Source organism: Corynebacterium breve (genome assembly GCF_030252165.1).
Taxonomy (GTDB): domain Bacteria; phylum Actinomycetota; class Actinomycetes; order Mycobacteriales; family Mycobacteriaceae; genus Corynebacterium; species Corynebacterium breve.
Genome location: NZ_CP126969.1, coordinates 105,243 through 129,372, shown reverse-complemented (window position 1 = coordinate 129,372; position 24,130 = coordinate 105,243). Strand labels below are relative to the sequence as shown.

The following is a 24,130-nucleotide window of genomic DNA, read 5'->3' as shown; positions in this document are numbered from 1 at the left end:
CCGTTCACCACATTGGTGTGAGTGGTTTCGACGAGAAAATAGACGTGAATGTTTTCCTGATGGAGAAACTAGCAGGGTCTCCCCAACTTTCGGACGATAGGTCGCCTAAATTTCCTATCGACCATAACACCACATATGTTTACGTCGACGGTCAAAACCCTTGCAGCATACAATGTAGAAATCCAATAGAGTCGGTGCAAAGGCAGATTTCCAGCGTTTGTGGGAGGTTAGTGTGGCAGATCAAATCGTCATGTGGCTGGAGCAACTCATGACAATGCCGATCTTCTATCCGCTGGTCAGCCTACTAATCGTCCTAGACGCCCTCGTTCCGTTGGTTCCATCGGAAACGGTTTTGAACTTGGCTGGCGCGTTCGCGGGTTCAACGGGTGTACCCAATGTTTGGGCTGTCATCTTTTTTGCCGCCTCGGGCGCGATCATCGGTGACAACATTTGCTATATCTTGGGCACCCGTCTGGTTAAAGTGGTCAATCGATTCGATTCCGAGACCAAGGCGGGACAAGCCGTGGTGTGGGTTCGACGCAACATGCGACGCCGAGCCGGGGTCACCATCATCGTCGCTAGGTTCATTCCTTGGGCCAGGTGGGTCGCCACGATCATTTTGGGCTCGGTGCGCTACCCCTGGTTCGCGTTTTTCATTTACGACACCATCGGCGTGATCGTGTGGGCGTTCCAGACAGTACTTATTGGCTACGCCGGCGGTGCGCTCTTCCGCGACAATCCACTCTTAGGCATGGTCGTCGGCGTGCTTTTGGGTACATTCGTGGGATTCTTGATCCAACGCGCGCAAACCCGTCTCTTCGAGTGGTCCGATGAGCGTCGCGGTTACTCGAGCATTTAGGCACGGTTCAAGGTATGAAAAAGCCCTCTCCCGTGTGGAAGAGGGCTTCGTCGTTAAGCGCTTTTTAGAGAGCGGTAACGCCCTGAGCCTGTGGGCCCTTTGCGCCTTCGCCGACCTCGAACTCAACCTTCTGGTTCTCTTCGAGGGTACGGAAGCCGTTGCCCTGGATCTCAGAGTAGTGAACGAAGACGTCAGCAGAGCCGTCGTCAGGAGCGATGAAGCCGAAGCCCTTTTCAGCGTTAAACCATTTAACAGTTCCGGTAGCCATTTTGTGACCTTTCATTGAATGCCGGTATTGTGCGGCACCAACGGGTGTTGGCACCGGGTCTTTCCGATTCACCAGGTCTTACAAAACCTGGTGCCCGCGGACAAAATCCCTCACGAGCACCTGGAGAGGCGCGCACAGAATCTGCGACCATAAATAGTGTGTCATGGATTGACCCGATGCGATAGCGCACAATCGGTTTTTTACTGAAAACGATCGAATTATTACACCAAAAAGGGTGAGTGTGGGATGACGAATACTTTTGGCGAAGAGCTAATTGGCCAGCTCAAGCATGATTTTCCGCGGTCCACGATCACCCATGTGGACACCGTTGCTGCACGGGAGGCCCGTTATTCCGATTGGCCCGATTGGGTACACCCGGAATTACAACAGGTGCTATTCGATAAAGGAATCGACAGGCTTTACACCCACCAGGCCGAGTGTGCGCAGGCGGCTTTTTCGGGCCACGATGTGGTGATCGCCACCGGAACGTCCTCGGGAAAGTCGCTTGGGTATCTCCTCCCTACGCTCACTTCGCTTGCCGACGACCCCACCGCCTGCGCCATGTACATCACGCCGACGAAGGCGCTCGGCTCGGACCAGCTTCAGTCGGTGCTGGGGCTGGTGCGGGATGTGGACGACCTTGCCGGGGTGCACCCCGCTCCTTACGACGGGGACACCCCGACCGAGGCTCGGCGTGGGATTCGCGATGCCACTCGCTTTGTTTTCACTAACCCCGACATGCTCCACGCCGGAATTTTGGCCGCGCACTCTCGCTGGGCTCGCCTGCTGCGCCACTTGAAATACGTCATTGTCGACGAGTGCCACACCTATCGCGGGGTCTTCGGTGCCAACGTGGCGCTGGTTTTGCGCCGATTGCTGCGTCTTGCCGCGGCCTACGGCTCGACGCCTACGGTGGTGTTTGCTTCTGCGACATCTGCAGATCCGTCTGGGCAGGCGACGCGCTTGATCGGTCGGCCGGTGCGAGCGATCACGGAGGATACGGCACCGACCGGTGAGCGCACTATCGCGCTATGGGAGCCGGGCTTTATCGAGGGTGCGGAGGGCGAACAAGGAGCCCCGGTGCGTCGTGCCGCCACGACCGAGGCAGCCGAGATCATGTCGGCTTTGGTTCGCGAAGGCGCACGTACCTTGACCTTTGTCCGGTCGCGTCGTGCTGCCGAGATCGTGGCCATGCGCTGCGCAGAGGAATTGGTGGTCGCAGGCCGCGCTGACTTCGCTTCGCGCATCGCTTCTTACCGGGCCGGCTACCTCGCGGAAGACCGGCGCCGACTAGAGCAAGACTTGGATAGCGGCAAGCTCTTAGGCGTGGCGACGACCAACGCCCTGGAGCTAGGCATCGACGTCGGTGGACTCGATGCCGTGGTCATGGCGGGTTTTCCTGGCACGGTTGCCTCGTTTACCCAGCAGGCTGGCCGCGCCGGGCGCCGCGGACAAGGTTCCGTGGTGGTGATGGTGGCACGCGACGAACCGATGGACACGTATCTGGTAAACCATCCCGAGGCGTTGCTGGGTAAGCCGGTGGAAAACAGCGTATTCAATCCCGCGAACCCCTATGTGTTGCGGGGCCATGTCTACTGTGCGGCGGTGGAAAAGCCGCTGACCCCGGAAGACGTGGAGGCCTTTGCTGCCCATGATGTGGTCGACGATCTAACCGCACGTGGATTCTTGCGCCGCAGACCCCAGGGTTGGTTCGCAGTGCCCCAGCTGGAGGGCGAGATCACCCCGGACTCGGCCCACGGTGCAGTGTCTTTACGTGGTGGCTCCGGCGAGGAGGTCATGATCGTGGATATGTCAGACGGTCGCCTCCTAGGCACTGTCGATTCGGCCCGCGCGGCTTCACAAGTGCACGACGGCGCGGTGTACATCCACCAGGGCGAATACTTCGTCATCGAGGAGTTGGATCTAGACAACTACGTGGCGCTTGCGAAACCGGAGACTCCGGATTACACCACGCAGGCCAGGTCCACTACAGACATCCGCATTCTTGGCGAGCCAAGTGAACTAATCAACTACTCCCCTGGCCTGTGGGTGGCCAATGTCGATGTCGAGGTCACCGATCACGTGACCGGCTACGTCGTGAGGCTTTCCGATGGCACGGTGAGCGAGCACATCCCTTTAGACGTGCCCGAACAGACTCTGTACACCCGCGCTGTCGCGTACACGATCGATCCACTGGTGCTGCAGGAAATGGGCATTACTGCTGGTGAAGTTCCCGGCGCGCTGCATGCGGCCGAACACGCAGCCATCGGTCTCCTTCCGCTCCTGGCCACCTGTGACCGATGGGACATCGGCGGTGTTTCAACCGCATTGCATGGGGATACGGGACTGCCCACGGTGTTTGTGTATGACGGTCACCCCGGTGGCGCGGGCTTTGCCGACGAAGGATTCGCCCGGTTCCACGAGTGGATCACCGCCACGTTTGAGACGGTGCGCTCGTGTGCCTGCGAGTCCGGCTGCCCCAGCTGTGTGCAATCACCAAAATGTGGCAACGGCAACCAGCCGCTGGACAAGCACGCGGCGTTGAAGCTGCTCGGCGCGCTGGTGACGATGACCGCCACTACACCCCAGACCAGCTAAAGAGGCCCGGCCCGGGAGGTCTGGTGTGCCGATCCCGCTGCCACCTGGACGACAACGTCGCTGTCCACAACCGCGCACTCTAATAGTTGCGAGTTATTCAGCCCGGCTGTGTCTGCAGCCACCGCGCACGCATCAAAGCCCTCGTACAGCGCCGTCGCAGCTGCAACTGCAGAAAGATCGGCTGCAAGTTGCGCCCGATGAATACCGATCTGGTGCTGCACTACACCGGCGACCGCAGCCAGCAAGGTCACCACTGCAGCGATGATCCCGGCGGAGGTCACCGTTGCGTAGCCGCGGTCGTCGTAAAGCAAGTGCGTGCCATTCATCGAAACTCCACCGGGTAGGTCGCCGTGGCTTCGGCGGTACCGATCGCTGCGGGGAGTTTCACCTGCACGGTGACCAGGCCTGCTTGTTCCGAGACCGTGATGTCTGCCCGTGCAGATTCGTAGTCAACCCCAATAGCGTGCGCGCGTGCGGCAGCCCCTGCGATGTCGATGGCGGCGATGTACGCGGCCATCGTCGCAATACCAGCCACGATTCCCGCAGCCACGATGATGAGCGTGGCTAGAGACAAGGCGGCTTCGATTGTGACGGAGCCGCGATCATCAGCCCACATAATGCTAGTTCGGTGTGTTGGAAAGCGCGTCAGTGATGATGCCTTCGATCGCACTGACCACACCCTCGCCGTTGATCACCATGTACAACACGGCGGCGAGGGCGGCTGCGGCCAACGAACCCATCGCGTATTCGATTGTTGACATCCCGCGGTCATTGCTGGTCAGGTCATTGATTCTAGTCTGAAGACGGAAGAGAAAAGCGGTCATTGTAGTGTTCCTTTCGAGGTTGTCATTGAGGTAGTAGTTCCATGCCCAGGCTGATCACAACCGGGGCGAGTCCAAGGATGAAAAATGCTGGTAGAAAGCACAGCGCGAGCGGGATACTGATCAGCACGCCAGCTCGTTCCGCTTGTGCAGTGGCTTTGTCGGCGGATTCTTCTCGCAGCGCCTCAGCAATGCGTTCGCATCCTGCGGCCAGTGACGATCCGGTGCGGCTGGAGAGCGCAACAAGGTCAGCGACTTCCGAAAGTCCTGGTAGGTCCACCATCTCCTCCCAGGCGCGCTCGGGTTCGACCCCCACGGCGTTCAAGGCCACCACCGAGCTCCAGCGCTGCCCGATGTGCGAATCGGTATCCCCCTGTCCACCGCCGTCATATGTCGAGGCGACGGCAGCAGCGGCACTGTCGTGAGATACACCGGCGCGAAGACACGCGGCAAATAAGTCGATGTCAGCCGCAATCCGCAGGGAGTCAAGCGGCCCGTCCCTCGGATTCTTTGTTCTTGACCTCGGTTTTTCAGCCCTGCCGATGCGATGATGCGGTCGAGCTGGGCCAAGCGCCACCGCCGCTGCCAAGCAGGCAAGAGAAACCGTGCTGATCATGTCGCCGCCTTCTGGATGATCGCGTGGGAAACCAGAATCCCGCCGCTGGTCAATGCTGTGCCGGCAAGAAACAATGCGTTGCCCAGCCCGGTCGTTGTGAGAAACGTCAATGGAGAGGCTCCCATCATGGCCCCCATTCCGATCCCTGCAAAGGGAAGCGCTGCAAGAACAGTCGCCGTCGTCTTCGGTCCGGTCAGAGCGGCTTTGACTTGAGAAGCGCGCCGAGTGGTCGCATCGATGCGATCGCGTGATTTTTCCAACAGATCGGCCATGGGGATGCCGCGTGTGTCAGACAGGGCCCAGACGGCGCCTAGTTCTCGCAGGTGCGTGCTCGCTGCTTCCTGGAGCGCTTCAGCAGCCCCGCCTCCACGTGCGAGTTGACTGTGTGCGTTGTTAAGCACCTGCCGCAGTTCGTTCGGCGCATCGGTGGGGATGTGTTCGATCGCGTGGGCCACCGCGTGGGCCGGTGTGGCACCCGCGCGCAGATCAGTGAGCATGTGTCCCAGGAAGTGAGCGATTACCTCTCGTTCTCGCTCCTCTTCGCGCTGAGCTATCGAGCTATCCACGATATACAGGGCGGTACCCCCAACGATAACGCAGGCGAGAACAATAGTGGCCTGGTCGGACACGATCAAGAAGACTAGGAGTACAGGTAGAAACACCACCAGTCGTTCTTTGCTTGTCGACGAGCCCACCCGGGGCAGAATCCTCTTTCCCGGAGGAACCGGTGGCACTGCAATGCCCAACGCTGCAGCGATGAAGGTCGTCATCCGCTCATCACCTCGCTCAGTCGCCGGTAATGTTCGGTGGGACCGGTAGTGGAGTCCCAGCCGACTATCGCTTCCACGGGGTTCCCATCGAGCAGACCGATCTGGTGAACGATCCGCCTCCCTTCGGGGTCTCGCCTCATCACAATCACAACGTCTACAGCGGCGGCCAGCTGAGTATGGAGCGCCCGACTATCAAGCCCCCCAAGAGCAGCCAGGGCTTCCAATCGGGCGGGGACCTCGGCGATAGAATTTGCGTGCACTGTTCCCGCGCCACCTTCGTGACCGGTGTTGAGCGCCGCAAGAAGATCAACCACCTCGGCTCCGCGGATTTCTCCCACGACGATCCGATCCGGTCGCATTCTTAGAGCCTGCTTCAACAAATCGCTCATGCTAATTGCACCGATGCCTTCAGTATTTGCCGTCCTGGTCATCAGGTTGAGTACGTGGGGATGAGGGGGCGATAGTTCGTGAGTGTCCTCCAATGCGATAATTCGCTCCGTCTCCTTGACCTCACCCAGCAGTGCACCGAGCATGGTGGTTTTTCCGGAACCGGTTCCGCCGACGACGAGGAAGGATCGTCGGCAAGCAATCATTTGGCGTAGAAGGTTGGCTTGCTCCTCGGGTAGAGCGCCGCCGGCAACTAGCTGATCCAACGATGTGACTCGGCTGCGCAGGACACGCAGGGACAAGCAGACCGAGCCCGTCGCTGGCGGGGAAAGCACGGCATGGATGCGGATCGTGGTGCCGTCGGGGCGTGTGATGTGTCCGTCAAAGAACGGCTGTGCATCGTCGAGTCTGCGCCCGCACTGCGATGCCAGCCGGGATGCCAGTTTGCGGATGTCTTCCACTGAACGAAACCGCACATCGGTGTGCTCGAGCCCCTTGCCTTGGTCGACGAATACTTCCTCTGGCCCGTTGACACAGATATCGGTGACGGCTTCACGTCCGAAAAGCACATCGAGAGGGCCAGCGCCGGTCGAGTTGTGTCGCAGGGTGCGCATCACTTCCAGCACATCGAGGTCACTGATCACAACGGCTTCCTCGCGGATCACGCTGGCGAGGCGCGCCGGGTTTTCTAGTTCGGGGTTTTCCGCAACACGGCGCTGAATTTTCTCAAGCACGGCGGGTTCAACGGGCATGATTAGCTCGCTTCCTGAAGGATCGCGTGAGCGGCCCGGTCTAAAGTCCCCGGCAGTCGCTGTGGCAATCCGGACACTTCGATCGTGCGGGCAAGTCGTGGCACTTGGATTACTTCCGCGATAACCGGAGCGCCTGCGACCCGCTCCAGCTCGTTGTTGTTCAACCCCGACCACCCGCGATGGCGTGCGACTAGCACTACCGGTGTGTTTGTTGCGTTGCATTCACTCACGATCAAACTTGCTGCCGCCGCAGCTCTCACCTCTGCTGGAGTGACCACAACCGCAAGGTCACATCGGGCCGGAATACTACCGGGAGACGCATCGACAATCGTGAGGTCCTCGGTCGCGAGGATTCTGATCACCCGGTCCAGATCGTGTGCATCGAGGCGGAATGGATCATTGATTCCGGTGCGTGCCGACGACAAGACCGCCACTCCGTCGTCGGTAGTGGGGAAAGCAAGACGCAAGTCAGAACGCTGTACATCACCGTCTCCCAATGAAATGTCTCCCCACCTCGCCCCGATGACTTCCTCGATGCCAAACAACAGATCAAGTCCACCGGAGTACCGATGGGTGTCGATAAGAGTGGGGCTCCCCGTTTTGCTCGCTACACGTGCCAAGGCCGCCGCCACCGTGGATGTCCCCGCGCCTCCCGCCGCACCCACGACGGCGATGACCCGACCCGAGTCACGGGAAGCATTCTCAAACTGAGTTTGCTTCCCTAACGCGGACAAAAGTTCCTTTGCCTGAGCGGGTAGGAGGAACACCTCTTGGGCGTGGGAATTCATCGCCGCTTCAAAATCAACGCCGGCGGGATCGTCGCTAAGAAAGTACACGGGCAAGGACCCTGGTGGCCGGTGGAGTTCGCGGGCATAAGTGTCGTCGATAAGCAGGGCGTGAGCCCGGGAGGAGTGACGGGTAACAGTGAGAACGTCGCGAGCGTCAATGACGGGTCGGCCAGTGGCGGCCGCGATGTGGACGGCTTCGGGATGGAGTGCGGGGTTGTCGATTGCTACCAGGATTGGGGCTTGTTCGGTGGTCATGCCCTCACTGTCGTGGATTTAGCCCGCCCCCGCTGAAAGCTTTCGCCGAGTTGTGGATAACCCCCGAGATTGCGCATATTTCAACAAATTTCTGTGGATAAGCACCACCACGACTTGACAAAATAAAGGACGACCCGCGCCTCGGGGGGTGTGCGCGGGTCGTCGTAACCCGGCCTCGGGGGGAGGACCGGGGCAGGCCGCACTGTATATCGGGGCCTTGCACTGCCGATTATTGCACATCGGTTCCCCGAAGAACAAGGTCGCGGGCGAATACTCCACATGTTCTTAGAAAATTCTTTCTATAGACCCAGACTCAACCTCTCCAGTCACATGTGTCACTTCACTTTCATCGGGCTTTGCGACTAGACTATGCACATGGTTTCAAACAACGCATCAACACGCGATACCGCGGGGCAGCCAACGAAGGCTCTCGCACGTCGCCGAGTTGCCGCGTTCTTTGATCTCGACAAGACGATCATCGCCACCTCCTCGGCCTTTGCGTTTGGCAAAGAGTTCATGAACAGCGGCATGATCACCAAGCAAGAAGCATTCGAGCTCTACCTTGCGAAGACTTCCTACATGTTCACCGGCATGTCTGGCGAACAAATGGACACCACCCGAGATCAACTCGCGTCAATGATCGCTGGCTGGTCGGTGGACGATGTACGCAAGGTCACCGCCGAGACCATGCACAACGTGGTCACGCCGGCGATCTACGCGGAAGCCCGCGAGCTGATTGCCTTTCACAAGGCCGCCGGGCACGACATCATCATCGTGTCTGCCTCAGCCTCGCACCTTGTCGAACCCATTGCAGCAGAGCTCGGCGTCACGAAGGTTGTCGCCACGGAAGCCGAGGTTGTCGATGGCAAATTTACCGGCCGGATTACCAAGTATGTCAAGGGTCCTGCCAAAGCCGAGGCGATCACTGAGTTGGCGGAAAGCCACGCCTTTGACCTAGCCAACAGTTTCGCCTACTCGGATTCCGCTACGGACATCCCCATGATGGAAAAGGTTGGCCATCCAGTGGCCGTCAACCCCGATCGCGCCATGAAGAAGCATGCACTTGAACAGGGTTGGGAGATACGCGCGTTCAAACACCCAGAACCGCTTTTCCACGCTCCAAGCGCGCGCGAAGTTGGCATTGGCGCCGGAGTCATCGCCGGCATCACCGCCCTAGCCGCCGGCGGGGTGTGGGTAGCGACAAAGCTCCTGCGCGACCCGCGCACTGCTTAACCGCTCGCTCAAGCCCAAGTTCACCAAGTTCACGCTGCCCGCGCGATCCCGTCAGCCTCTTCAGCCCCGGCGATCCACGCCCGCAGGCCAAACTCCAACGCCTGAGTCACCGCGTGCCTATCCCCCGAAACCCAGCCTGTGAGGGCCACAGCATAGTCCTCACGATGCCGGTTGTAATAGGTTTCCGGCACACAGATTCCCAAAGGGTCCACACCTGTAGCAAGCGCAGCACACCGCGACGACACACGGCCTACGACCCCGCTGCGTGAGCCGAAAAGTTCCCTGCCCGCGACTTCAAAGTGCACCACTTGCGCCAAAAGCAACCCAGACACACCCGGCGCGGTAATCAATCGGGCCAACGCCTCCATTCGCTGCGGATCTGACGGCTTGCCCTCACCTCCAGCTGCCACGTCAAGGCGGGCGAACACTTGGGAAGGCGCACGAAGGAATGTCTGCGCGGTCATGGCCGCTGTTTCTGGAGACAGCACAGCATATGGGCTCACCATGTCTTCCACTGCTGCGCCGTCAAGCATTCCCGACAACTTCGCTCCCCGGAGAACGCTCTCACCGACGATAATGTCGGCTCGTCGTAAAGCAGCTGGGCGGCGGTGGGCAACTGCAATGGCGGCGGTGGTGTCGTCGATAAGCGCTGCTACGTCCCCTAGTTGCTGGAAGGGGGATAGCGGGTCCGACGAATTCATATCAACTAGAATAGCCACGAGCTAGAAAGATAAACGAGCATTATTAAAAAGTCGGTACTAGTCTGGGGACAAGTTAGATCTCACCCACAGACAAAAAGGTAACCGAGGAAGGTTAGAAACGTGAGCAACAAAGGTCTTTACACTGACGGTTCCGACGCAGTGAGCGCAAAGGTAAACGCGATCCCACTTCGCGATGTTGATTCGACCCGCCCTGGTGAAAACTCCATCGGTCAGCTTGTTTCCAACGCTACCGAGCAAATGTCTGCGCTGGTTCGTTCTGAGGTCGAGCTGGCAAAGACCGAAATCGCCGGCGAGGTAAAGAAGGGTGCCGTCGGTGGCGGCGCGTTTGGCGTGGCCGGCGCAATCGCACTGTACTCGTCGTTCTTCTTTTTCTTCTTCCTAGCGGAGCTGCTCGCAGTGTGGCTTGATGATCGCTGGGCGGCGTTCCTCATCGTCTTCCTGATTATGCTTGTAGTCGCGGCAATCGCTGGTTTCTTCGGCTACCAGAAAGTCAAGAATATTAAGAAGCCGGAACGCACCATCGACTCTGTTAACGAGCTCAAGAGCTTGGTTCCAGGTAAGGCGCAGAAGAACTTGGCAAAGGACTCTTCGAGCCTCTACACCTAGAAAGCACGACGAATAACGTCCCGTTAGCCCCTTCGCGCAAGAGGCCAGCGGGCGTTTTTCGTTCTTACTTATCGACGACCCCTGCGAAAGGCACCAGCTCAAGATGGCGAAACGCTACGCCACCTCACCCAATGTCGTAGAACTCGATGGGGATTTCACCCACCACATGCTGCACACCCGTGGCATCCGCCTGCACGCGGCAACAGCTGGCGACCCCGCCAACCCTCTCATTCTGCTGCTTCACGGCACCTTCGGGGCCTGGCTCGACTTCAAGGACGTCATCGCCCCACTTGCCGACGAGGGCTTTCACGTGGCTGCGCTCGACATGAGGGGCTATGGCATGTCAGACAAACCCCCTGCCGTCCCGGGCGACGAAATGCGCATCGCAGCAGGAGATGTCGCAGGCTCCATCGCCGCGCTGGGACACAAGGCCGCAGTACTCGTCGGCCACGACACAGGTGGCAGCGTTGCGTGGGCCTGTGCTGCGCAGTACCCCGAACGCGTGACTGCGTTGGTATCCGCATCAGCGGCGCACCCATCTGATCTGCGCCGCGCGATTACTGCGCGCCCATGGAATTTTATCCCGATGCTCACCCGCATAGCGGTGGGTAAACTTCCCTCCGGACTGCTTACTCGCCTGACTCGCTTACGTGCTCCGGTGTGGCGCTACGAGATGCTGCTGAACACCACCCCATCGTTTCAGTCGACGCAGCGTTTCGGCGAGTTTCTGCAGCTGCGCATCACCGCCGCGGGAATTGGTAACGCGATGCCACACATCGTGCATAATTCGCGGCTACTCACACCGAAGTTGCGCATCCCACTGTCGGCCTCGGCCAGGGTCAGCGCGCCCACGCTGCTGGTTCACCCGCCTCAAGGGTTGTGGGACCACGTCGCTGCACGGTCGCGGGCACGGGTCGATGCTCCGGTAGAAGAAGTCAGCATCCCCGGGTCTAAGAACTTGCCCCACATCGAGCAACCAACCCGCTTTGTCAGGTTTGTGGCGAACTACGCGCATTCACTGGCAAGCAAATAGCTAGCGCGCGGCACACTTTTGCGTGTCAACCGGTTTGGTCAACGTGGTGAAGTCCCCGATGTTGTCTAGCACTTCGCGCGAGGTCAGCGCGTAGCCCGTGTCAGTAGCATCCACCGAAGCGCCGAAGACTACACCGATCACGCGACCATCCACATCGGTCATAGGCCCACCGGAGTTGCCCTGGCGAATGGTGCCGCGAACGGTATACGCCTCGCGCTCGACGCGACCAGTGGCGTAGATGTCCGGGCCGGCAATCGTGATGCGTTCGCGAATCCGGGCTGGCGCTGCCTCAAAGGCCCCGAGGCTGGGAAGCCCATAACGATGGCATCGGAGCCTGTTTCTGCTAGTTCCTCCGACCAGCCCAACGGTTTGAGGCCGAGCTCGGGCGCGTGCAGGACGGCGATGTCCACGTCGGGGTTGTAATAAACCACCGTGGCATCCATGTTTCCTAGCACAGTGTCAAGTGCCACCGACTCGGTTCCGGCCACCACGTGAGCATTGGTGATCACATAATCCTCGGCGGCCACGAATCCGGATCCCATCAGGCGACGCTCGCACTCGTCGGCATCTCCGCGCACGTGGATGATGGACTCACGAGCTTCCTCAATGACGGCCATATCAATTGCATTCGCATCGGGGGCGTCTACTTCCTGGTTGCCCGCCGGTTCAAACGGTGAGACCAATGGCGGCAGGCCCGATTCGTCGAGAAGCGCCGACAGCTGCGTGGGCACCTGCGTGCTCCAGTCAGGCGCGACCTTGTTGATCCCGCCGAGGATCTTGGAGGTTCGCAGTCCTTTACCGATATCGCCGGGAATATTCGCTGCGAGGGGGATCGAGATCAGCCACACCACGACGATCGCTGCCAGCGCCTGCATCACAGCGCCGATCACGGAATCCACCTTTTGCGAGGACAGGGTACGCATCCGATCGCGCACGCTCCCGCCGATAGTGGCGCCGACGAGATTGCCCAAGCCGACAAAGAGCACGGTCACCGCGACGAGCAGGATGAGCCGCATCAGGGCGGTGTCGCCAAGCTTGATGACGAATGGGGCTATCGCGAGGCCGATCACCAGACCTGAGAGAACGCCGACAGCCGACAGGATCGATGAGAATGCGCCTTGCCGCCAACCGCTAAAAAGCGCCAGCAGAATTATTGCGACGATTACAGCATCGACAATGAGTGTGGCGGTCACGAGGTGGAAACGTCCTTACGTGTCGGTCTGATAGGTCCAGTATCGGTTAGCAGCCGTAGCGAAGGATGAGGCTGAGATACTACTCAGCAACAGTGTACAAGCCCTTCTATTTTCCTCAGGAACGCTACCCGTGTCTTTCGCCATTCCTCGATCGCGCCAGCACGTCAGTCAGCTCGTGCACTCGCTCACGGTCCCATTCCTTTTCCCAGCCTGAGGTGGCAAAAACGGAGCTGAGCAAAGACGCGGTGAACCCCCACACAAGGTAGCCATTAATTTTGAATGCAGGTCCCGTCCAATCGTGCCATCCCACCGTGATACGACGATCGGGCTCCAACAGTTCCTCGATGGCGGCGACGAAAACGTCGTCAGTCTCGTCCTTGCTAGCGGGCCATGTCTGTGGGTGCGAATCCGAATAGCCAATCACCGGGTGCACCGGGTAGCCATTGGATCGCACGCTAACCAGCCCCATGGTCGCTACCGGATGTACTGTCGCCGGGTCCAGGCCAGTTTCTTCGTTGGCCTCACGCAGCGCGGCCTCGACGGGACCGCGGTCTTCAGGGTCAATTCGCCCGCCAGGAAAAGCCATCTGTCCAGAATGCGTACGCATCGTTGGGGTGCGGTGGGTCAGGAGGACGCCTGCGTCGTCGGGCAGTGTTTCGGCTGTCGCGTCACCTGAAAAGAGCATCAGTACGGCTGCCCGCTTAGTCATCGTGCGAGGATCTGGCTCCCCTACGCCCTCGATCGCGCGCTTGTGGCGTGGCTTAATGATCGGATGCAGCCAATTCGGCGCGGCGTGAGGTCGCACCTGGATGTCATCTGGGAACACTAGACCACCTCTGCAACCGCTTCCTCGAGCTCCTCCACCGACTTAAATGGCGTGGGGAAGAATCCAACTTGATCGTTACCGCGAAAGACTACCGTAACTGGGATGACGTTGGGTAGACCCAAGGTTCCCGCAAAGCTGTTATCAAAATCCTGGTAGCTTGCCATTTCAATTCCCAGCTCATTGAGCATCGCCGCTCCGTTTCCTGCGTTGGTGTCAGCATGGACACCCACCACCGTGTATTCCGGATGGCTTTGCGCAAATTCGTCGAAGAACGGCAGCTCTTCCCGACACGGCGCGCACCACCACGCCCAGACGTTGACCACCGAAATATGCTCGGGATCCTGCTGTGCTGCGCCACGTGCGCCGCCGAGACACTCCAGCGCGACTCCGCCAGCGCCTTCTGCTGGGCAATCTGGGCGCTCCGCGATTTTGCTTGTCGACGACCCCTGCGCCGGCAATTCCTGCCCCGCGGCAGGACCCTCGGCATTGCCAGAGGAGTCGTCGGAAAGCATGCTGATTGCCGCGGCCACGAGAAGTGCCGTTGCCACGACGATGACGACAACACTGATGAGGACCGACTTCTTCATTCTTATTCTCCACTGTCCGGTGCCGTGGGGCCGTGCACCATATTCAGAATATGCTCCCTCTCTTCGCCACGGACAAGCCGGGCTGCCTCTGCGGGTTCGATCGGACCGACGAGACCGAAAGAAGGACAATCGTAGGCGATCGGACATGCGCCACAGGCGGCGGTGCGGGAGTGGCACACTCGGCGACCGTGAAAGATGAGGCGGTGCGAGAACATTGTCCATTCGGTTTTCTCAATCAGCTCGCCGATTTCGCGCTCGATCGCTACCGGATCGTTTGCATCGGTGAGCTTGAGTCGGTGTACAAGGCGCTGAAAGTGGGTATCCACGGTTAGTCCCGGCATGCCGAAAGCCTTACCACGCACGACATGGGCGGTTTTGCGCCCGACACCAGGCAAGGAGACCAAATCATCCAACGCGCGAGGTACCTGTCCGCCGAAATCAGCCACCAACTTCTGCCCGAGCCCAATGAGGTGGCCGGCTTTGGCTCGGTAGAAACCTGTGGGCCGGATGATTTCTTCAAGCTCTGTGCGATCTGCGGCCGCATAAGCCTCCGCTGTGGGGTACTTGGCAAAGAGTGCTGGGGTGACCTGATTGACGCGCACGTCGGTGGTCTGGGCGGACAGCACGGTGGCCACGAGAAGCTCTAGCGGATTGCTAAAGTCCAGTTCAGCGTGAGCGTCAGGGAATGTTGCAGCTAGCGTGCGATTGATGCGTCGCGCCCGACGTGTCCGCCCCAGTTCCGTTTCGGTGCCTTGAGACGCCGGATGCTTCCCCGGAATTCGTTGACGCTGTGGGGTAAGTTGTCCATTTAGGGTAGGGCGATCGCGCATAGTTCACACCTTAGCGATTCACAGGATAAGATTGCGGGCATGACAGCAATTCTTGTTCTCGGGGTCCCGCTCCTTCTTGCCCTCTTCCCTATCGGGATGGAGAAAATGGAGTCAACCGCGCTTGGCGAGTAGCCCGCATCACCCCCTTAGCCACGAAAGTGACTTTGACCGCATCTAAAGGTGCTACCCTTGATACTGTGACCAATTGCGCGGTTTTCCTACACTGTGACGAATTCGGCGGTAGTGTGGTTACGAACACATACGTCTTCACCCGCCGCTGACGAGGTCGGGTACCGACCCTGGCTTCGCCACCCATGCGACGCGCAGGAATTAGAACTAGTTGGGAAGGAGCACAAATGGAAGGCGTTCAAGAAACCCTCTCCCGTGCTGGCATTTTTCAAGGTGTCGACCCTGTTGCAGTGCAGAATCTGACCAAGGACATGGAGTCCGTCCGATTCCCACGTGGGGCCACCATCTTCGATGAGGGTGAACCAGGCGATCGCCTGTACATCATCATCTCCGGCAAGGTAAAGCTTGCCCGCCACGCCTCTGACGGTCGCGAAAACCTCTTGTCCGTCATGGGCCCTTCTGATATGTTCGGCGAACTGTCCATCTTCGACCCAGGCCCACGCACATCCTCCGCAGTCTGTGTGACCGAGGTCCAGGCGGCCACGATGAACTCCGACCTGCTGAAGAAGTGGATCGACGAGCATCCGTCGATCTCCCAGCAGCTCCTCCGCGTCCTCGCCCGTCGCCTGCGCCGCACCAACGCCTCATTGGCCGACCTCATCTTCACCGACGTCCCTGGCCGCGTTGCCAAGACGCTTCTGCAGCTTGCGAACCGCTTCGGACAGCAGGAAGGCGGAGCGCTGCGCGTCAACCACGACCTCACCCAGGAAGAGATCGCCCAGCTGGTCGGTGCTTCCCGCGAGACCGTGAACAAAGCACTTGCCACCTTCGCGCACCGAGGCTGGATCCGCCTAGAAGGCAAGTCCGTCCTCATCGTTGATACCGAGCACTTGGCTAAACGCGCACGCTAGAACACCAAAAGTTAAGCCGACTGCATTGTGCAGTCGGCTTTGTGCTTTTCGACGACCCCTCGCCGAACCTTCCTACTGTTGAGCTTGGAGGTAGCGCAGCGCCACTCGGGTGGATTGCTCAGCTGCGCCTCGAAGTACGGGGTCGACGTCGTCGTACATTTCGTCGACAAGCGTCTTCAGGTCAATGTCGGTGCCCTTCTCGGCCCAAACCTTCCGGATCTGCTCGAGGCGGAAGTTGCGACGGTCGATGTACTTGCGTGCCAACACTGAGAGGTCAGGGTTTTCTGGGCCATGACCGGGCAGCAGCATGACGTCTTTGCCCTGTTCTTCGAGGAGTTCGAGAGTCTCGATGTACTGACCCAAATCGCCATCAGTCTCAGAGATCATGGTGGTGTGGCGGCCAACGATGGTGTCGCCGGTGATGATTCCCTCAAGGTTGTTTTTTGCAACATCGTCGGTGTATACGCCAAAACACACCGAATCGGCGGTATGTCCTGGGGTATGCACGACCTTGAGCTGCGGGGTCACGCCGTCGAGGTCGATGATTTCACCGTCGGTCAGAGGCTCGCCACCAAAGCAGTAGCGCGCATCGAATGCTCGAACGGGCGCGCCCGTGAGCTGGCGGAACCGCTCCGCACCATCCGCATGGTCATGGTGGCGGTGAGTCAGCAGAATGAGACCGACTTTTTCGGCCTTGGCCTGCAATACGTTCAGGTGGCCCTCATCCGCCGGGCCGGGGTCTACAACAATGCTGAATTCATCCTCCGGGTCACGAATGACCCACGAGTTTGTCCCTTCCAAAGCTGCATAGCTTGGGTTAGGGGCCAAGACGACTGCGGCGGACTCTGTAACCGGCCGCAACTGACTGTAAGCAGGGTGCTCCATGCACTCCACCCTACAGGCACGTGGCCGATTCACTAATCGTTTCCCAAGAAATGGGGTGTTTTATTACTGGCCCGAAGCAACTTCAACGATGAGTTCAACCTCGACTGGCGCGTTGAGTGGCAAAACGGCCACGCCCACCGCGGAACGTGCGTGCTTACCTGATTTTCCGAAGATCTCCTCAACCAATTCACTAGCGCCGTTGATCACCGCTGGCTGCCCCGTGAAATCAGGTGCCGAAGAGACGAAACCGACGATTTTGACCACGCGAGTGATGTTATCTACGCCGACGAGTGCGTCAACTGCCGCGATTGCGTTCAACACCGCGGTACGCGCGAGTTGGTACGCGGAGTCGGCATCAACGTCGGCTCCAACCTTGCCCTCAGCAGGCAAGGCGCCATCGACAAAAGGCAACTGACCGGAGGTCCATACCTGGTTACCCACTTGGACTGCAGGCACATATGCAGCGACAGGTGCGGCAACCTGAGGGAGGGTGATGTTGAGATCGGCTAGGCGCTCGGTCCACTTTTGTGCGGTCATTACTCGACCACCTCACGCTTGAGGTAAGCGACAACGTTTTCCGGATTTGGGCCAGGCATGACGGTAACTAGTTCCCAGCCGTCTTCGCCCCAAGAATCCAGGATCTGCTTGGTCGCGTGGGTGAGCAGTGGCACAGTGGAGTATTCCCATTTCTTCATGGGCTCTACTGTACCGAGTTAGATCCCCTCGAGGGGGCCTCCCTTGGCAAGGTACGCTGCCCAGTCAGTGATGTGCGGGTTCTTCCGCAAGAGCGCTCGACGCTGGCGCTCGGTCAAGCCGCCCCAAACACCGAATTCGACTTTGTTGTCTAGTGCATCCGCACGGCACTCCAGTTGGACCGGGCAGTGACGGCACACGACTGCTGCCTTGCGCTGCTCCGCACCACGAACGAATAGTGCGTCAGGGTCGCCGGTGCGACACTTCGCCTGAGTGACCCACTCTCCCCGATCAAAAACCAGCTGACCGTCTGAATCACTCTTCATCGGAGTTGGTACTGCAGTAGCCGTGCGATCGCTGGTCTCTGCGTAGCCTCGAGGCAATGTGGCGGTCATCAGGATCTCCTTTCGGGAGGTCTTTGCGTTGCGCGAAGCGCTCTGCCGGGGGTAATCAAACAATTTCTTTTAGCAATTTTCGAGAAATCAGCTCGTGCCCATGGCAGACTAATTAGCTGTGCTTGTAAGTGTATTCACAGGCAGTGCACCTTGTCGAACAGGTCACACTTCTAGGGGGATGCATCTATTCCCATGCGGGCCGCGAACACCGTAGGGTATAACCCGTGAGTTCCTTAAAATCCCTGCGAAACCTAGCCGGAGCAGTTGTTGCCTCCGGAGTTTTAATTGCGCTCAGTCTAACCCCGATTGCGGGTATCGGGGGTGCTGCCGTCGCGCGCACGAACGAAACGATGCAGTCGAATTTGTCCGATTTGACCGACGGGACAGCCCCGGGCGTGACGACGATTACCGATGTCAACGGTGAGCCAATGGCGTGGTTGTACAACCAGAACCGTTTCGAGGTCGCTCCCGAGGAGATCTCGCAGCATGCAAAGGACGCCCTCGTCGCCATCGAGGACCGCCGATTCTATGAGCACGATGGCGTGGACCTCCAAGGAACCTTCCGCGCCCTGCTGGCCAACGTCGCCGCTGGCGGCGTTGAACAGGGCGCTTCGACGATCAATCAGCAGTACGTGAAGAACTACCTGCTGCACGTCGATGCCAAGTCCACCGACGAGCAGATTGCGGCCACCGAGCAATCAGTCCCCCGCAAGCTGCGCGAGATGCGCATGGCGAGTGACTTAGACAAAAACCTCAGCAAGGACGAGATCCTTGGCCGCTACCTCAACGTAGTGCCGTTTGGTAACCACGCTTATGGAATCGAAGCCGCAGCCCGCACCTACTATGGCGTATCTGCAGCCGAACTCACCGTTCCCCAAAGCGCTCTCCTTGTCGGCATTGTGCAGTCTTCTGAAGCCTTGAATCCGTACTACAACGAAGAAGGGGCCACGGAGCGCCGCAACACCGTCCTGCAGGCGATGGTGAGCTCCGGCTACCTTGACCAGGCTTCTGCCGATGCATTCAAGGCCGAGCCGCTCGGCGTTCTAGAATCCCCGGATGTACTACCTAACGGCTGCATTTCCGCAGGCAACAAGGGCTTCATGTGCGACTACGCCGTGAACTACCTTGAAGCGAAGGGCATTTCAAAAGAACAACTGCAAAACGATTCCTACACTGTTCGCACCACCTTGGACCCGGTGATGCAAGATGCCGCCTACACCGCAGTGACAACCGCCGTTGATCCCAACGCGGCCGGTGTGGCTGGCGTATTGAACGTCGTAGAGCCGGGCGAAGACTCCCGCAATATCCGGGCGATGGTGTCGTCACGCAACTACGGCCTGAATCTCGATGCGGGCGAGACATACCTGCCACAACCCTCGTCGCTAGTAGGCAATGGCGCAGGTTCGATTTTCAAGCTCTTCACTGCTGCTGCCGCCGTTGAACAGGGCATGGGCCTGGACACTTTGGTCAACGTTCCAGCTCGCGTCGAGGTTTCCGGTATGGGCGCCGGGGGCGCAAAGAACTGCCCTCCTGGCAAGTACTGCGTGGAAAACGTGGGCACATTTGAGCCACAGCTCACCCTTCGTGATGCGCTGGCCAAATCGCCAAACACTCCGTTCATCGAGCTCATTGAGCGCGTCGGTGTTGAGGCCGTGGTTGATATGTCCGTACGCCTGGGCCTGCGTTCCTACACCACCCCGGGCAGCTACAACGGCGACGCTTCCATCGCTGACTACTTCAAGCAAGGCAACATGGGTTCCTACACCCTTGGGCCAACTGCTGTAAATGCGCTCGAGCTTTCCAATGTTGGCGCCACCCTGGCCTCTAGCGGGCGCTGGTGTGAGCCGAACCCGATCGAATCCATCACCGACCGCGATGGCCAAGAAGTGTTCCTTGAGCGCCCCGAATGCGAGCAAGCACTCGACCCCGGTGTGGCCAACGCCGTGGCCTCGGGCCTCAGCGCCGACACCACGATTGGTACCGCTTCACGCGCAGCAGGCATGTTCGGCTGGGGCGCACCGGTAGCTGCTAAGACCGGCACCACCGAGTCACACCAGTCCTCGGCATTCCTTGGCTACAACACTGCATTTGCAGCGGCACCGTACATCTTCAATGACGGTACCGTGACATCGTCGCTGTGCACCTCGCCGGTACGCCAGTGTGGCGACGGCAGCCTGTACGGTGGCCGCGAGCCAGCCGAAATTTGGTTCCGCACGGCAGTCAACGTTCCTGGAGTTGCGGGCGCACCACTACCAAGCCATGATGCGCGCTACGACGGTGGTACCAATCAGGAACTCGTCGCCGGCATCGTGGGATTAAGCGAAGACAATGCGCGCAAGCAACTGGAAGAAAAGGGATTCACAGTCTCTACTGTAAAAGTTGCAGGAAACGGCATCCCAGCAGGGCACGTTGTCTCTGTGAGCCCACAGGATCCGACCATGGCAGAGGGTTCCGAGATCGTCCTCAACGTATCCGATGGCACGACTTCGCGCCCGGCCCCCGCAGCCCCGGCACCGGCGATCCCTGACGCACCTGGCGCTCCAGCGGCACCAGCCGGTGAGCCTGCACCGCCTGCGATCCCCGAGATAGATACTGAAGAGCTCGAACGGCTCATCAACGACAGTCTGAACGAGCTCCTCAACCAGTAGGCTTAGGCGCCGAGACGCGCCTTCACCGCAGCAGAAAGTCGCTTGCCATCAACCTGGCCAGCGGCTTTTTCTGTTGCCACCTTCATAACTTGGCCCATGTCCTTCATAGACTCGGCACCTGTCTCCGCGACGGCTTCGTCGACAAGCGCGGCAACCTGGTCGTCGTCAAGCTGCTTCGGCTGGTAATCCTCGAAAACCGCAACCTCGGCGAGTTCCGCATCAGCTAGTTCCTGGCGACCGTTCGCTGCATAAATCTCCGCCGACTCGCGTCGCTTCTTGATCTCGCGCGCGACGACTTTCAACACATCTTCGTCGGTAACTTCATGCTTGACGCCAGCGGTCTCCTCGGTCTGGATCGCCGCAAGGAGCATACGGATCGCACCGAGGCGCTCCTTGTCCTTGTTTTTCATGGCGGTCTTCATGTCTTCACGGATCTTTGCTTTCAATTCGCTCATGTTTCCCAAGAGTACGCCACCTGTAAAGTAAGCATGGTGAAGTTCTCCTCTATTCTCGGTGCCGCTGCAGCCATGGGCATTGCCGGCGCGGCGACCATTGCCTACGGTGTCAGCGAGCTGAACAAGTTCCAGCTAAAAACCTACGAACTGCCGTTGCTTCAAACCGGCACACTGCGCGGCAAGGACGCATTCACTATTCTGCATGTTTCCGACCTGCACATGATCCCCGGCCAAGACACCAAAATCGCTTGGGTCTCTGCGTTGGACGCGCTCGACCCCGACCTGGTGATCAACACCGGAGACAACCTTTCCGACGAGCGCGCCGTGCCCGACGTCCTCCGCGCATTGGGCCCCCTACTGAACCGCCCCGGAGCTTTCGTGTTTGGCACCAACGACTACTGGGCCCCGCAAATGGTCAATCCATTCAAGTACCTGACCGGCTCCAAGCGCGAACCAAGCTACGTCGACCTGCCCTGGAAGGGAATGCGAGCCGCCTTCATCGAGCACGGCTGGCAAGATGCCACCCACAAGCGCATCGAATTCCAAACCTCCGGGGTTCGTCTGGCTCTTGCCGGCGTAGACGACCCTCACCACGACTTCGACGACTACTCATTAGTTGCCGGGGCCCCCAACGAAGACGCCGACCTTTCTATCGCGCTATTGCACGCGCCTTATCGACGAACACTCGACCAGTTTGAAACCGACGGCTACCAACTGGCCCTCGCCGGCCACACCCATGGCGGACAAATCTGCCTCCCCGGCGAGAGAGCCATCGTGACCAACGCCGACATCGACCGCGAACGCGCCTCTGGCCTGCACCGCTACGGCTCCATGTGGCTGGAAGTGACGAATGGTTTGGGCACCTCCAAGTTTGCTCCCGTGCGCATTTTCTGCCGCCCTTCCGCCACCCTGATCCGGGTTACGGAGTCAAAATAGTCCCAGGTAGTTGCCATTTTTTGTCGTTTTGCGACCAAAGAGTACAGTGCTTTTTGTACCTTCCTTGGTACGACGGGATATGGCGCAGCTTGGTAGCGCACCTCGTTCGGGACGAGGGGGTCGCAAGTTCAAATCTTGTTATCCCGACGGTGTCCACCCTGTGGTCTGGAATTCTCCAGCATGCAGGGTCTTCTTCGTTTCTGGGGCCTATGGGCTGACATTAGTAGGTTGCGGAACGTCTCCGTGCGGCGGATCGTCGTGCGCCCCCTGCGGAACGGCTCCCTGCGCAAACTGACCTTTATGGATTGACCTTTACCGAGTGGCGCCTTGTGCGTTCAGTGGTAAAGGTCATTTTGCAAAGGTCAGTTTGGCCGGAAACCGACGAAATCTAGTCAGCCGTAGGGATTACCGCGGTCTCGTCGGCAGACCCCTCAAGCTCCTCAGTCTCCTCAATCCCATCGGCTACTTCATCACCGAGAGCACCGCGCCACACCGCGACCATGCCGACCACCGCCAGGGCAGCCGAGAGCAAGAGGCCGATCCACAATGACTGCTCGGAGCCACCGTTGCCCGCGGCTGACAACGAAGTGGTCGCCCAGTTCAGCGGCATGAAACCCGCGGCCATTTGCCACGCGGTGGAGATCTCGCCGAACGAGGCAGCTTTCCAGACCCACCCGACGACACCGACCTGGAGCACAGAGAGCAGCGCTGCAACGGCCGCACCGATGCGAGGGCCGAACGCCGCGAGGAAGATCCACGTCAGGCCTGCGGAACCCAAGGCCGCCAGTGCCAGAGTCACCGTAATCAACGCCATTGCAGCAGGTGAGAGGCCAACCCCAAGCACCATGACCAAGATCAATCCGATGATGGTCAGGAATGCTGAGCCTGCACCGATGATCGTCCAACGAGAACCGCGCGCGACAAAGCCAGCCACTGCAAGCGCAACTCCACCGAGCACCATCAGGGCTGCGATCAGCATCGCTACCGTGGGAGAGAGCTGAATCGGGAACTTCTTCAGCTCCTTCGGCCACCGTCATTGGCGATGCCGCCGGGATGGCCCGCTGAACCGCGTCGACCTTGTCCTTCGTGTTTCCCGCGATGGTGTCGACCTTTTCAGCGCCGTCGTAGAGCTCTTGAGCTCCGTCGCGGGCGGTGTTTGCCCCGTCGCGGAGCTCAACCATGCCCGTGGATAGGGTGTTTGCCCCGCCGGTGGCAGCGACCATGCCGTCGTAGAAGCCGTAACCTTCGAGCGTGAGCTGGTTGGCCACTTCGCGTGAGCCGTCTTTGAGTTCATTGAGTTGGGTGACCGTGTCCTCGGGGAGTTGGGCCACTTCGACGTCGCCGCGCAGTCCCGTCAGCGCGTCACGGGCGTCGATAACTTGTTGGTCTGTTGCCCCGTTTGTACCGTCCAGCGTGCGGTCGATGGCGGCGATAATCTGTCCCTTGATTGCCTCGAATCCGACGACGGTATCTACTGCCGTACCTACTCCGTCAGCCACCGAATTCGCGCCGCTGCCGAGCTCCCCCATGCCTCCCTGTAGGGAATTCATCCCCACCGCGAGGTCGGAGGCGCCTTGACGGGCATCCTCGGCCCCATCGGCAAGGTCGATCATTCCGTCGCGCAGGTCCTCGGCACCGTCTGCAAGATCTTCAGTGCCAGTGGTTAAGAATCCTGTTTGGGTATTGGCTTCTCCGGCGGCGCGACGGGCGTCGACAAGCTCGTCCGGGCCGAGTTGTGTTGGGGGAGCACCTGCGATTTGCTCGCCCGACGTCCACGTACTTGCGGGATTCATCGGCACAAATATGCCGATTATGAGGACAAGGAGGGCAAGGAAAAGGCGGGACTTCATATACAGCAACCTAATACTTTCCGTTTGCCGGAACGCGTAGGCACACCGTGTCCAGACCGGTTGGTACCCTGAATAAGTTACAAA

The 24,130-nt window shown here is 59.4% G+C and carries 26 protein-coding genes, 1 tRNA gene and 1 pseudogene; 9 read left to right on the top strand and 19 right to left on the bottom strand.

Going from position 1 to position 24,130, the window contains the following annotated elements; translation table 11 throughout:
• Positions 1–232: 232 nt before the first annotated feature.
• On the top strand, positions 233–859 hold the full coding sequence (locus QP027_RS00690; RefSeq protein WP_284825275.1) for a DedA family protein: 627 nt from the start codon (positions 233–235) through the stop codon (positions 857–859).
• 64 nt (positions 860–923) lie between these two features.
• On the opposite strand, the gene QP027_RS00685 is transcribed toward QP027_RS00690, so the two are convergent.
• Positions 924–1,127, bottom strand: a complete 204-nt coding sequence (locus QP027_RS00685; RefSeq protein WP_284825274.1) for a cold-shock protein — start codon at positions 1,125–1,127, stop codon at positions 924–926.
• A gap of 246 nt (positions 1,128–1,373) precedes the next feature.
• Here QP027_RS00685 and QP027_RS00680 point away from each other — a divergent pair, with 246 nt between their 5' ends.
• Positions 1,374–3,725 (top strand): DEAD/DEAH box helicase, encoded by a 2,352-nt coding sequence (locus QP027_RS00680; RefSeq protein WP_284825273.1) that lies wholly within the window; start codon positions 1,374–1,376, stop codon positions 3,723–3,725.
• Here the strand turns inward: QP027_RS00680 and QP027_RS00675 are convergent.
• Genes QP027_RS00675 through ssd form a run of 7 tightly spaced genes read right to left on the bottom strand, consistent with a single transcriptional unit; the run spans position 3,722 to position 8,114 of the window.
• Positions 3,722–4,051 (bottom strand): Rv3654c family TadE-like protein, encoded by a 330-nt coding sequence (locus tag QP027_RS00675; protein ID WP_284825272.1) that lies wholly within the window; start codon positions 4,049–4,051, stop codon positions 3,722–3,724. The two genes, QP027_RS00680 and QP027_RS00675, sit on opposite strands and share 4 nt — an antisense overlap.
• Entirely contained in the window at positions 4,048–4,341 is a 294-nt protein-coding gene (locus QP027_RS00670; RefSeq protein WP_284825271.1) for a hypothetical protein, read from the bottom strand. Before QP027_RS00670 ends, QP027_RS00675 begins: the two co-directional genes overlap by 4 nt.
• A gap of 4 nt (positions 4,342–4,345) precedes the next feature.
• The gene (locus tag QP027_RS00665) at positions 4,346–4,549 is read right to left on the bottom strand and encodes a DUF4244 domain-containing protein (RefSeq protein ID WP_284825270.1); all 204 of its coding nucleotides are present in this window, start codon (positions 4,547–4,549) and stop codon (positions 4,346–4,348) included.
• A gap of 22 nt (positions 4,550–4,571) precedes the next feature.
• On the bottom strand, positions 4,572–5,162 hold the full coding sequence (locus QP027_RS00660) for a type II secretion system F family protein (RefSeq protein ID WP_284825269.1): 591 nt from the start codon (positions 5,160–5,162) through the stop codon (positions 4,572–4,574).
• Positions 5,159–5,932: a type II secretion system F family protein gene (locus QP027_RS00655; RefSeq protein ID WP_284825268.1), complete on the bottom strand. Its 774-nt coding sequence runs from the start codon at positions 5,930–5,932 to the stop codon at positions 5,159–5,161. The genes QP027_RS00660 and QP027_RS00655 overlap by 4 nt, the downstream gene beginning before the upstream one ends.
• Positions 5,929–7,071, bottom strand: coding sequence for a TadA family conjugal transfer-associated ATPase (locus QP027_RS00650; protein WP_284825267.1), 1,143 nt, complete (start codon positions 7,069–7,071; stop codon positions 5,929–5,931). The genes QP027_RS00655 and QP027_RS00650 overlap by 4 nt, the downstream gene beginning before the upstream one ends.
• A 2-nt stretch (positions 7,072–7,073) precedes the next feature.
• Positions 7,074–8,114, bottom strand: a complete 1,041-nt coding sequence (ssd, locus tag QP027_RS00645) for a septum site-determining protein Ssd (protein ID WP_284825266.1) — start codon at positions 8,112–8,114, stop codon at positions 7,074–7,076.
• A 375-nt stretch (positions 8,115–8,489) separates the two neighbouring features.
• Here ssd and QP027_RS00640 point away from each other — a divergent pair, with 375 nt between their 5' ends.
• Positions 8,490–9,347, top strand: coding sequence for an HAD family hydrolase (locus QP027_RS00640; protein ID WP_284825265.1), 858 nt, complete (start codon positions 8,490–8,492; stop codon positions 9,345–9,347).
• Positions 9,348–9,376: 29 nt separating this feature from the next.
• Here the strand turns inward: QP027_RS00640 and QP027_RS00635 are convergent, their stop codons facing one another.
• Positions 9,377–10,066, bottom strand: coding sequence for a hypothetical protein (locus QP027_RS00635; protein WP_284825264.1), 690 nt, complete (start codon positions 10,064–10,066; stop codon positions 9,377–9,379).
• A 102-nt stretch (positions 10,067–10,168) separates the two neighbouring features.
• Here QP027_RS00635 and QP027_RS00630 point away from each other — a divergent pair, with 102 nt between their 5' ends.
• Positions 10,169–10,675, top strand: a complete 507-nt coding sequence (locus tag QP027_RS00630) for a phage holin family protein (RefSeq protein WP_284825263.1) — start codon at positions 10,169–10,171, stop codon at positions 10,673–10,675.
• Positions 10,676–10,778: 103 nt separating this feature from the next.
• Entirely contained in the window at positions 10,779–11,708 is a 930-nt protein-coding gene (locus tag QP027_RS00625; RefSeq protein ID WP_284825262.1) for an alpha/beta fold hydrolase, read from the top strand.
• Here the strand turns inward: QP027_RS00625 and QP027_RS00620 are convergent.
• The 4 genes and pseudogenes from QP027_RS00620 to nth form a co-directional block, all read right to left on the bottom strand.
• Positions 11,709–12,901 (bottom strand): annotated as a pseudogene (locus QP027_RS00620) (MarP family serine protease).
• A 124-nt stretch (positions 12,902–13,025) separates the two neighbouring features.
• Positions 13,026–13,727 carry an NUDIX hydrolase gene (locus QP027_RS00615; RefSeq protein ID WP_284825261.1) on the bottom strand — a complete coding sequence of 234 codons (702 nt, stop codon included), beginning with the start codon at positions 13,725–13,727 and terminating at the stop codon, positions 13,026–13,028.
• The gene (locus QP027_RS00610) at positions 13,727–14,314 is read right to left on the bottom strand and encodes a TlpA family protein disulfide reductase (protein WP_284825260.1); all 588 of its coding nucleotides are present in this window, start codon (positions 14,312–14,314) and stop codon (positions 13,727–13,729) included. Before QP027_RS00610 ends, QP027_RS00615 begins: the two co-directional genes overlap by 1 nt.
• A gap of 2 nt (positions 14,315–14,316) precedes the next feature.
• Entirely contained in the window at positions 14,317–15,144 is an 828-nt protein-coding gene (gene nth / locus QP027_RS00605; protein WP_284825259.1) for an endonuclease III, read from the bottom strand.
• A 356-nt stretch (positions 15,145–15,500) separates the two neighbouring features.
• Here nth and glxR point away from each other — a divergent pair, with 356 nt between their 5' ends.
• On the top strand, positions 15,501–16,184 hold the full coding sequence (gene glxR, locus QP027_RS00600) for a CRP-like cAMP-activated global transcriptional regulator GlxR (protein ID WP_284825258.1): 684 nt from the start codon (positions 15,501–15,503) through the stop codon (positions 16,182–16,184).
• Positions 16,185–16,256: 72 nt separating this feature from the next.
• Here the strand turns inward: glxR and QP027_RS00595 are convergent, their stop codons facing one another.
• The 4 genes from QP027_RS00595 to QP027_RS00580 form a co-directional block, all read right to left on the bottom strand.
• A complete protein-coding gene (locus QP027_RS00595) occupies positions 16,257–17,069 on the bottom strand; it encodes an MBL fold metallo-hydrolase (protein ID WP_284825257.1) in 813 nt (270 codons plus the stop codon).
• A 63-nt stretch (positions 17,070–17,132) separates the two neighbouring features.
• A complete protein-coding gene (locus QP027_RS00590) occupies positions 17,133–17,606 on the bottom strand; it encodes a RidA family protein (RefSeq protein WP_284825256.1) in 474 nt (157 codons plus the stop codon).
• Complete coding sequence (gene sp36, locus QP027_RS00585) at positions 17,606–17,764, bottom strand: Sp36 family protein (protein WP_284825255.1); 159 nt, start codon at positions 17,762–17,764, stop codon at positions 17,606–17,608. Before sp36 ends, QP027_RS00590 begins: the two co-directional genes overlap by 1 nt.
• 18 nt (positions 17,765–17,782) lie before the next feature.
• Positions 17,783–18,088, bottom strand: coding sequence for a WhiB family transcriptional regulator (locus tag QP027_RS00580; protein ID WP_284826874.1), 306 nt, complete (start codon positions 18,086–18,088; stop codon positions 17,783–17,785).
• 293 nt (positions 18,089–18,381) lie between these two features.
• Here QP027_RS00580 and QP027_RS00575 point away from each other — a divergent pair, with 293 nt between their 5' ends.
• Entirely contained in the window at positions 18,382–20,805 is a 2,424-nt protein-coding gene (locus QP027_RS00575) for a transglycosylase domain-containing protein (RefSeq protein ID WP_284825254.1), read from the top strand.
• 2 nt (positions 20,806–20,807) lie between these two features.
• On the opposite strand, the gene QP027_RS00570 is transcribed toward QP027_RS00575, so the two are convergent.
• Entirely contained in the window at positions 20,808–21,260 is a 453-nt protein-coding gene (locus QP027_RS00570) for a GatB/YqeY domain-containing protein (RefSeq protein ID WP_284825253.1), read from the bottom strand.
• A gap of 33 nt (positions 21,261–21,293) precedes the next feature.
• Between QP027_RS00570 and QP027_RS00565 the strand changes: the two genes are divergently transcribed.
• Both QP027_RS00565 and QP027_RS00560 read left to right on the top strand, forming a co-directional pair.
• Complete coding sequence (locus QP027_RS00565; protein WP_284825252.1) at positions 21,294–22,196, top strand: metallophosphoesterase; 903 nt, start codon at positions 21,294–21,296, stop codon at positions 22,194–22,196.
• Between the two features lie 73 nt (positions 22,197–22,269).
• Positions 22,270–22,343, top strand: a tRNA-Pro gene (locus QP027_RS00560).
• A gap of 323 nt (positions 22,344–22,666) precedes the next feature.
• Here the strand turns inward: QP027_RS00560 and QP027_RS00555 are convergent.
• Entirely contained in the window at positions 22,667–23,989 is a 1,323-nt protein-coding gene (locus tag QP027_RS00555; protein ID WP_284825251.1) for a hypothetical protein, read from the bottom strand.
• Positions 23,990–24,130 lie beyond the last annotated feature (141 nt).

Bases quoted from the DNA above. Each gene is read 5' to 3' on its own strand.
- QP027_RS00685 (WP_284825274.1), bottom strand. From the start codon at position 1,127: ATGGCTACCGGAACTGTTAAATGGTTTAACGCTGAAAAGGGCTTCGGC.
- QP027_RS00680 (WP_284825273.1), top strand. From the start codon at position 1,374: ATGACGAATACTTTTGGCGAAGAGCTAATTGGCCAGCTCAAGCATGAT.
- QP027_RS00675 (WP_284825272.1), bottom strand. From the start codon at position 4,051: ATGAATGGCACGCACTTGCTTTACGACGACCGCGGCTACGCAACGGTG.
- QP027_RS00670 (WP_284825271.1), bottom strand. From the start codon at position 4,341: ATGTGGGCTGATGATCGCGGCTCCGTCACAATCGAAGCCGCCTTGTCT.
- QP027_RS00665 (WP_284825270.1), bottom strand. From the start codon at position 4,549: ATGACCGCTTTTCTCTTCCGTCTTCAGACTAGAATCAATGACCTGACC.
- QP027_RS00660 (WP_284825269.1), bottom strand. From the start codon at position 5,162: ATGATCAGCACGGTTTCTCTTGCCTGCTTGGCAGCGGCGGTGGCGCTT.
- QP027_RS00655 (WP_284825268.1), bottom strand. From the start codon at position 5,932: ATGACGACCTTCATCGCTGCAGCGTTGGGCATTGCAGTGCCACCGGTT.
- QP027_RS00650 (WP_284825267.1), bottom strand. From the start codon at position 7,071: ATGCCCGTTGAACCCGCCGTGCTTGAGAAAATTCAGCGCCGTGTTGCG.
- ssd (WP_284825266.1), bottom strand. From the start codon at position 8,114: ATGACCACCGAACAAGCCCCAATCCTGGTAGCAATCGACAACCCCGCA.
- QP027_RS00640 (WP_284825265.1), top strand. From the start codon at position 8,490: ATGGTTTCAAACAACGCATCAACACGCGATACCGCGGGGCAGCCAACG.
- QP027_RS00625 (WP_284825262.1), top strand. From the start codon at position 10,779: ATGGCGAAACGCTACGCCACCTCACCCAATGTCGTAGAACTCGATGGG.
- QP027_RS00610 (WP_284825260.1), bottom strand. From the start codon at position 14,314: ATGAAGAAGTCGGTCCTCATCAGTGTTGTCGTCATCGTCGTGGCAACG.
- nth (WP_284825259.1), bottom strand. From the start codon at position 15,144: ATGCGCGATCGCCCTACCCTAAATGGACAACTTACCCCACAGCGTCAA.
- glxR (WP_284825258.1), top strand. From the start codon at position 15,501: ATGGAAGGCGTTCAAGAAACCCTCTCCCGTGCTGGCATTTTTCAAGGT.
- QP027_RS00595 (WP_284825257.1), bottom strand. From the start codon at position 17,069: ATGGAGCACCCTGCTTACAGTCAGTTGCGGCCGGTTACAGAGTCCGCC.
- QP027_RS00590 (WP_284825256.1), bottom strand. From the start codon at position 17,606: ATGACCGCACAAAAGTGGACCGAGCGCCTAGCCGATCTCAACATCACC.
- sp36 (WP_284825255.1), bottom strand. From the start codon at position 17,764: ATGAAGAAATGGGAATACTCCACTGTGCCACTGCTCACCCACGCGACC.
- QP027_RS00580 (WP_284826874.1), bottom strand. From the start codon at position 18,088: ATGAAGAGTGATTCAGACGGTCAGCTGGTTTTTGATCGGGGAGAGTGG.
- QP027_RS00570 (WP_284825253.1), bottom strand. From the start codon at position 21,260: ATGAGCGAATTGAAAGCAAAGATCCGTGAAGACATGAAGACCGCCATG.
- QP027_RS00565 (WP_284825252.1), top strand. From the start codon at position 21,294: ATGGTGAAGTTCTCCTCTATTCTCGGTGCCGCTGCAGCCATGGGCATT.
- QP027_RS00555 (WP_284825251.1), bottom strand. From the start codon at position 23,989: ATGAATCCCGCAAGTACGTGGACGTCGGGCGAGCAAATCGCAGGTGCT.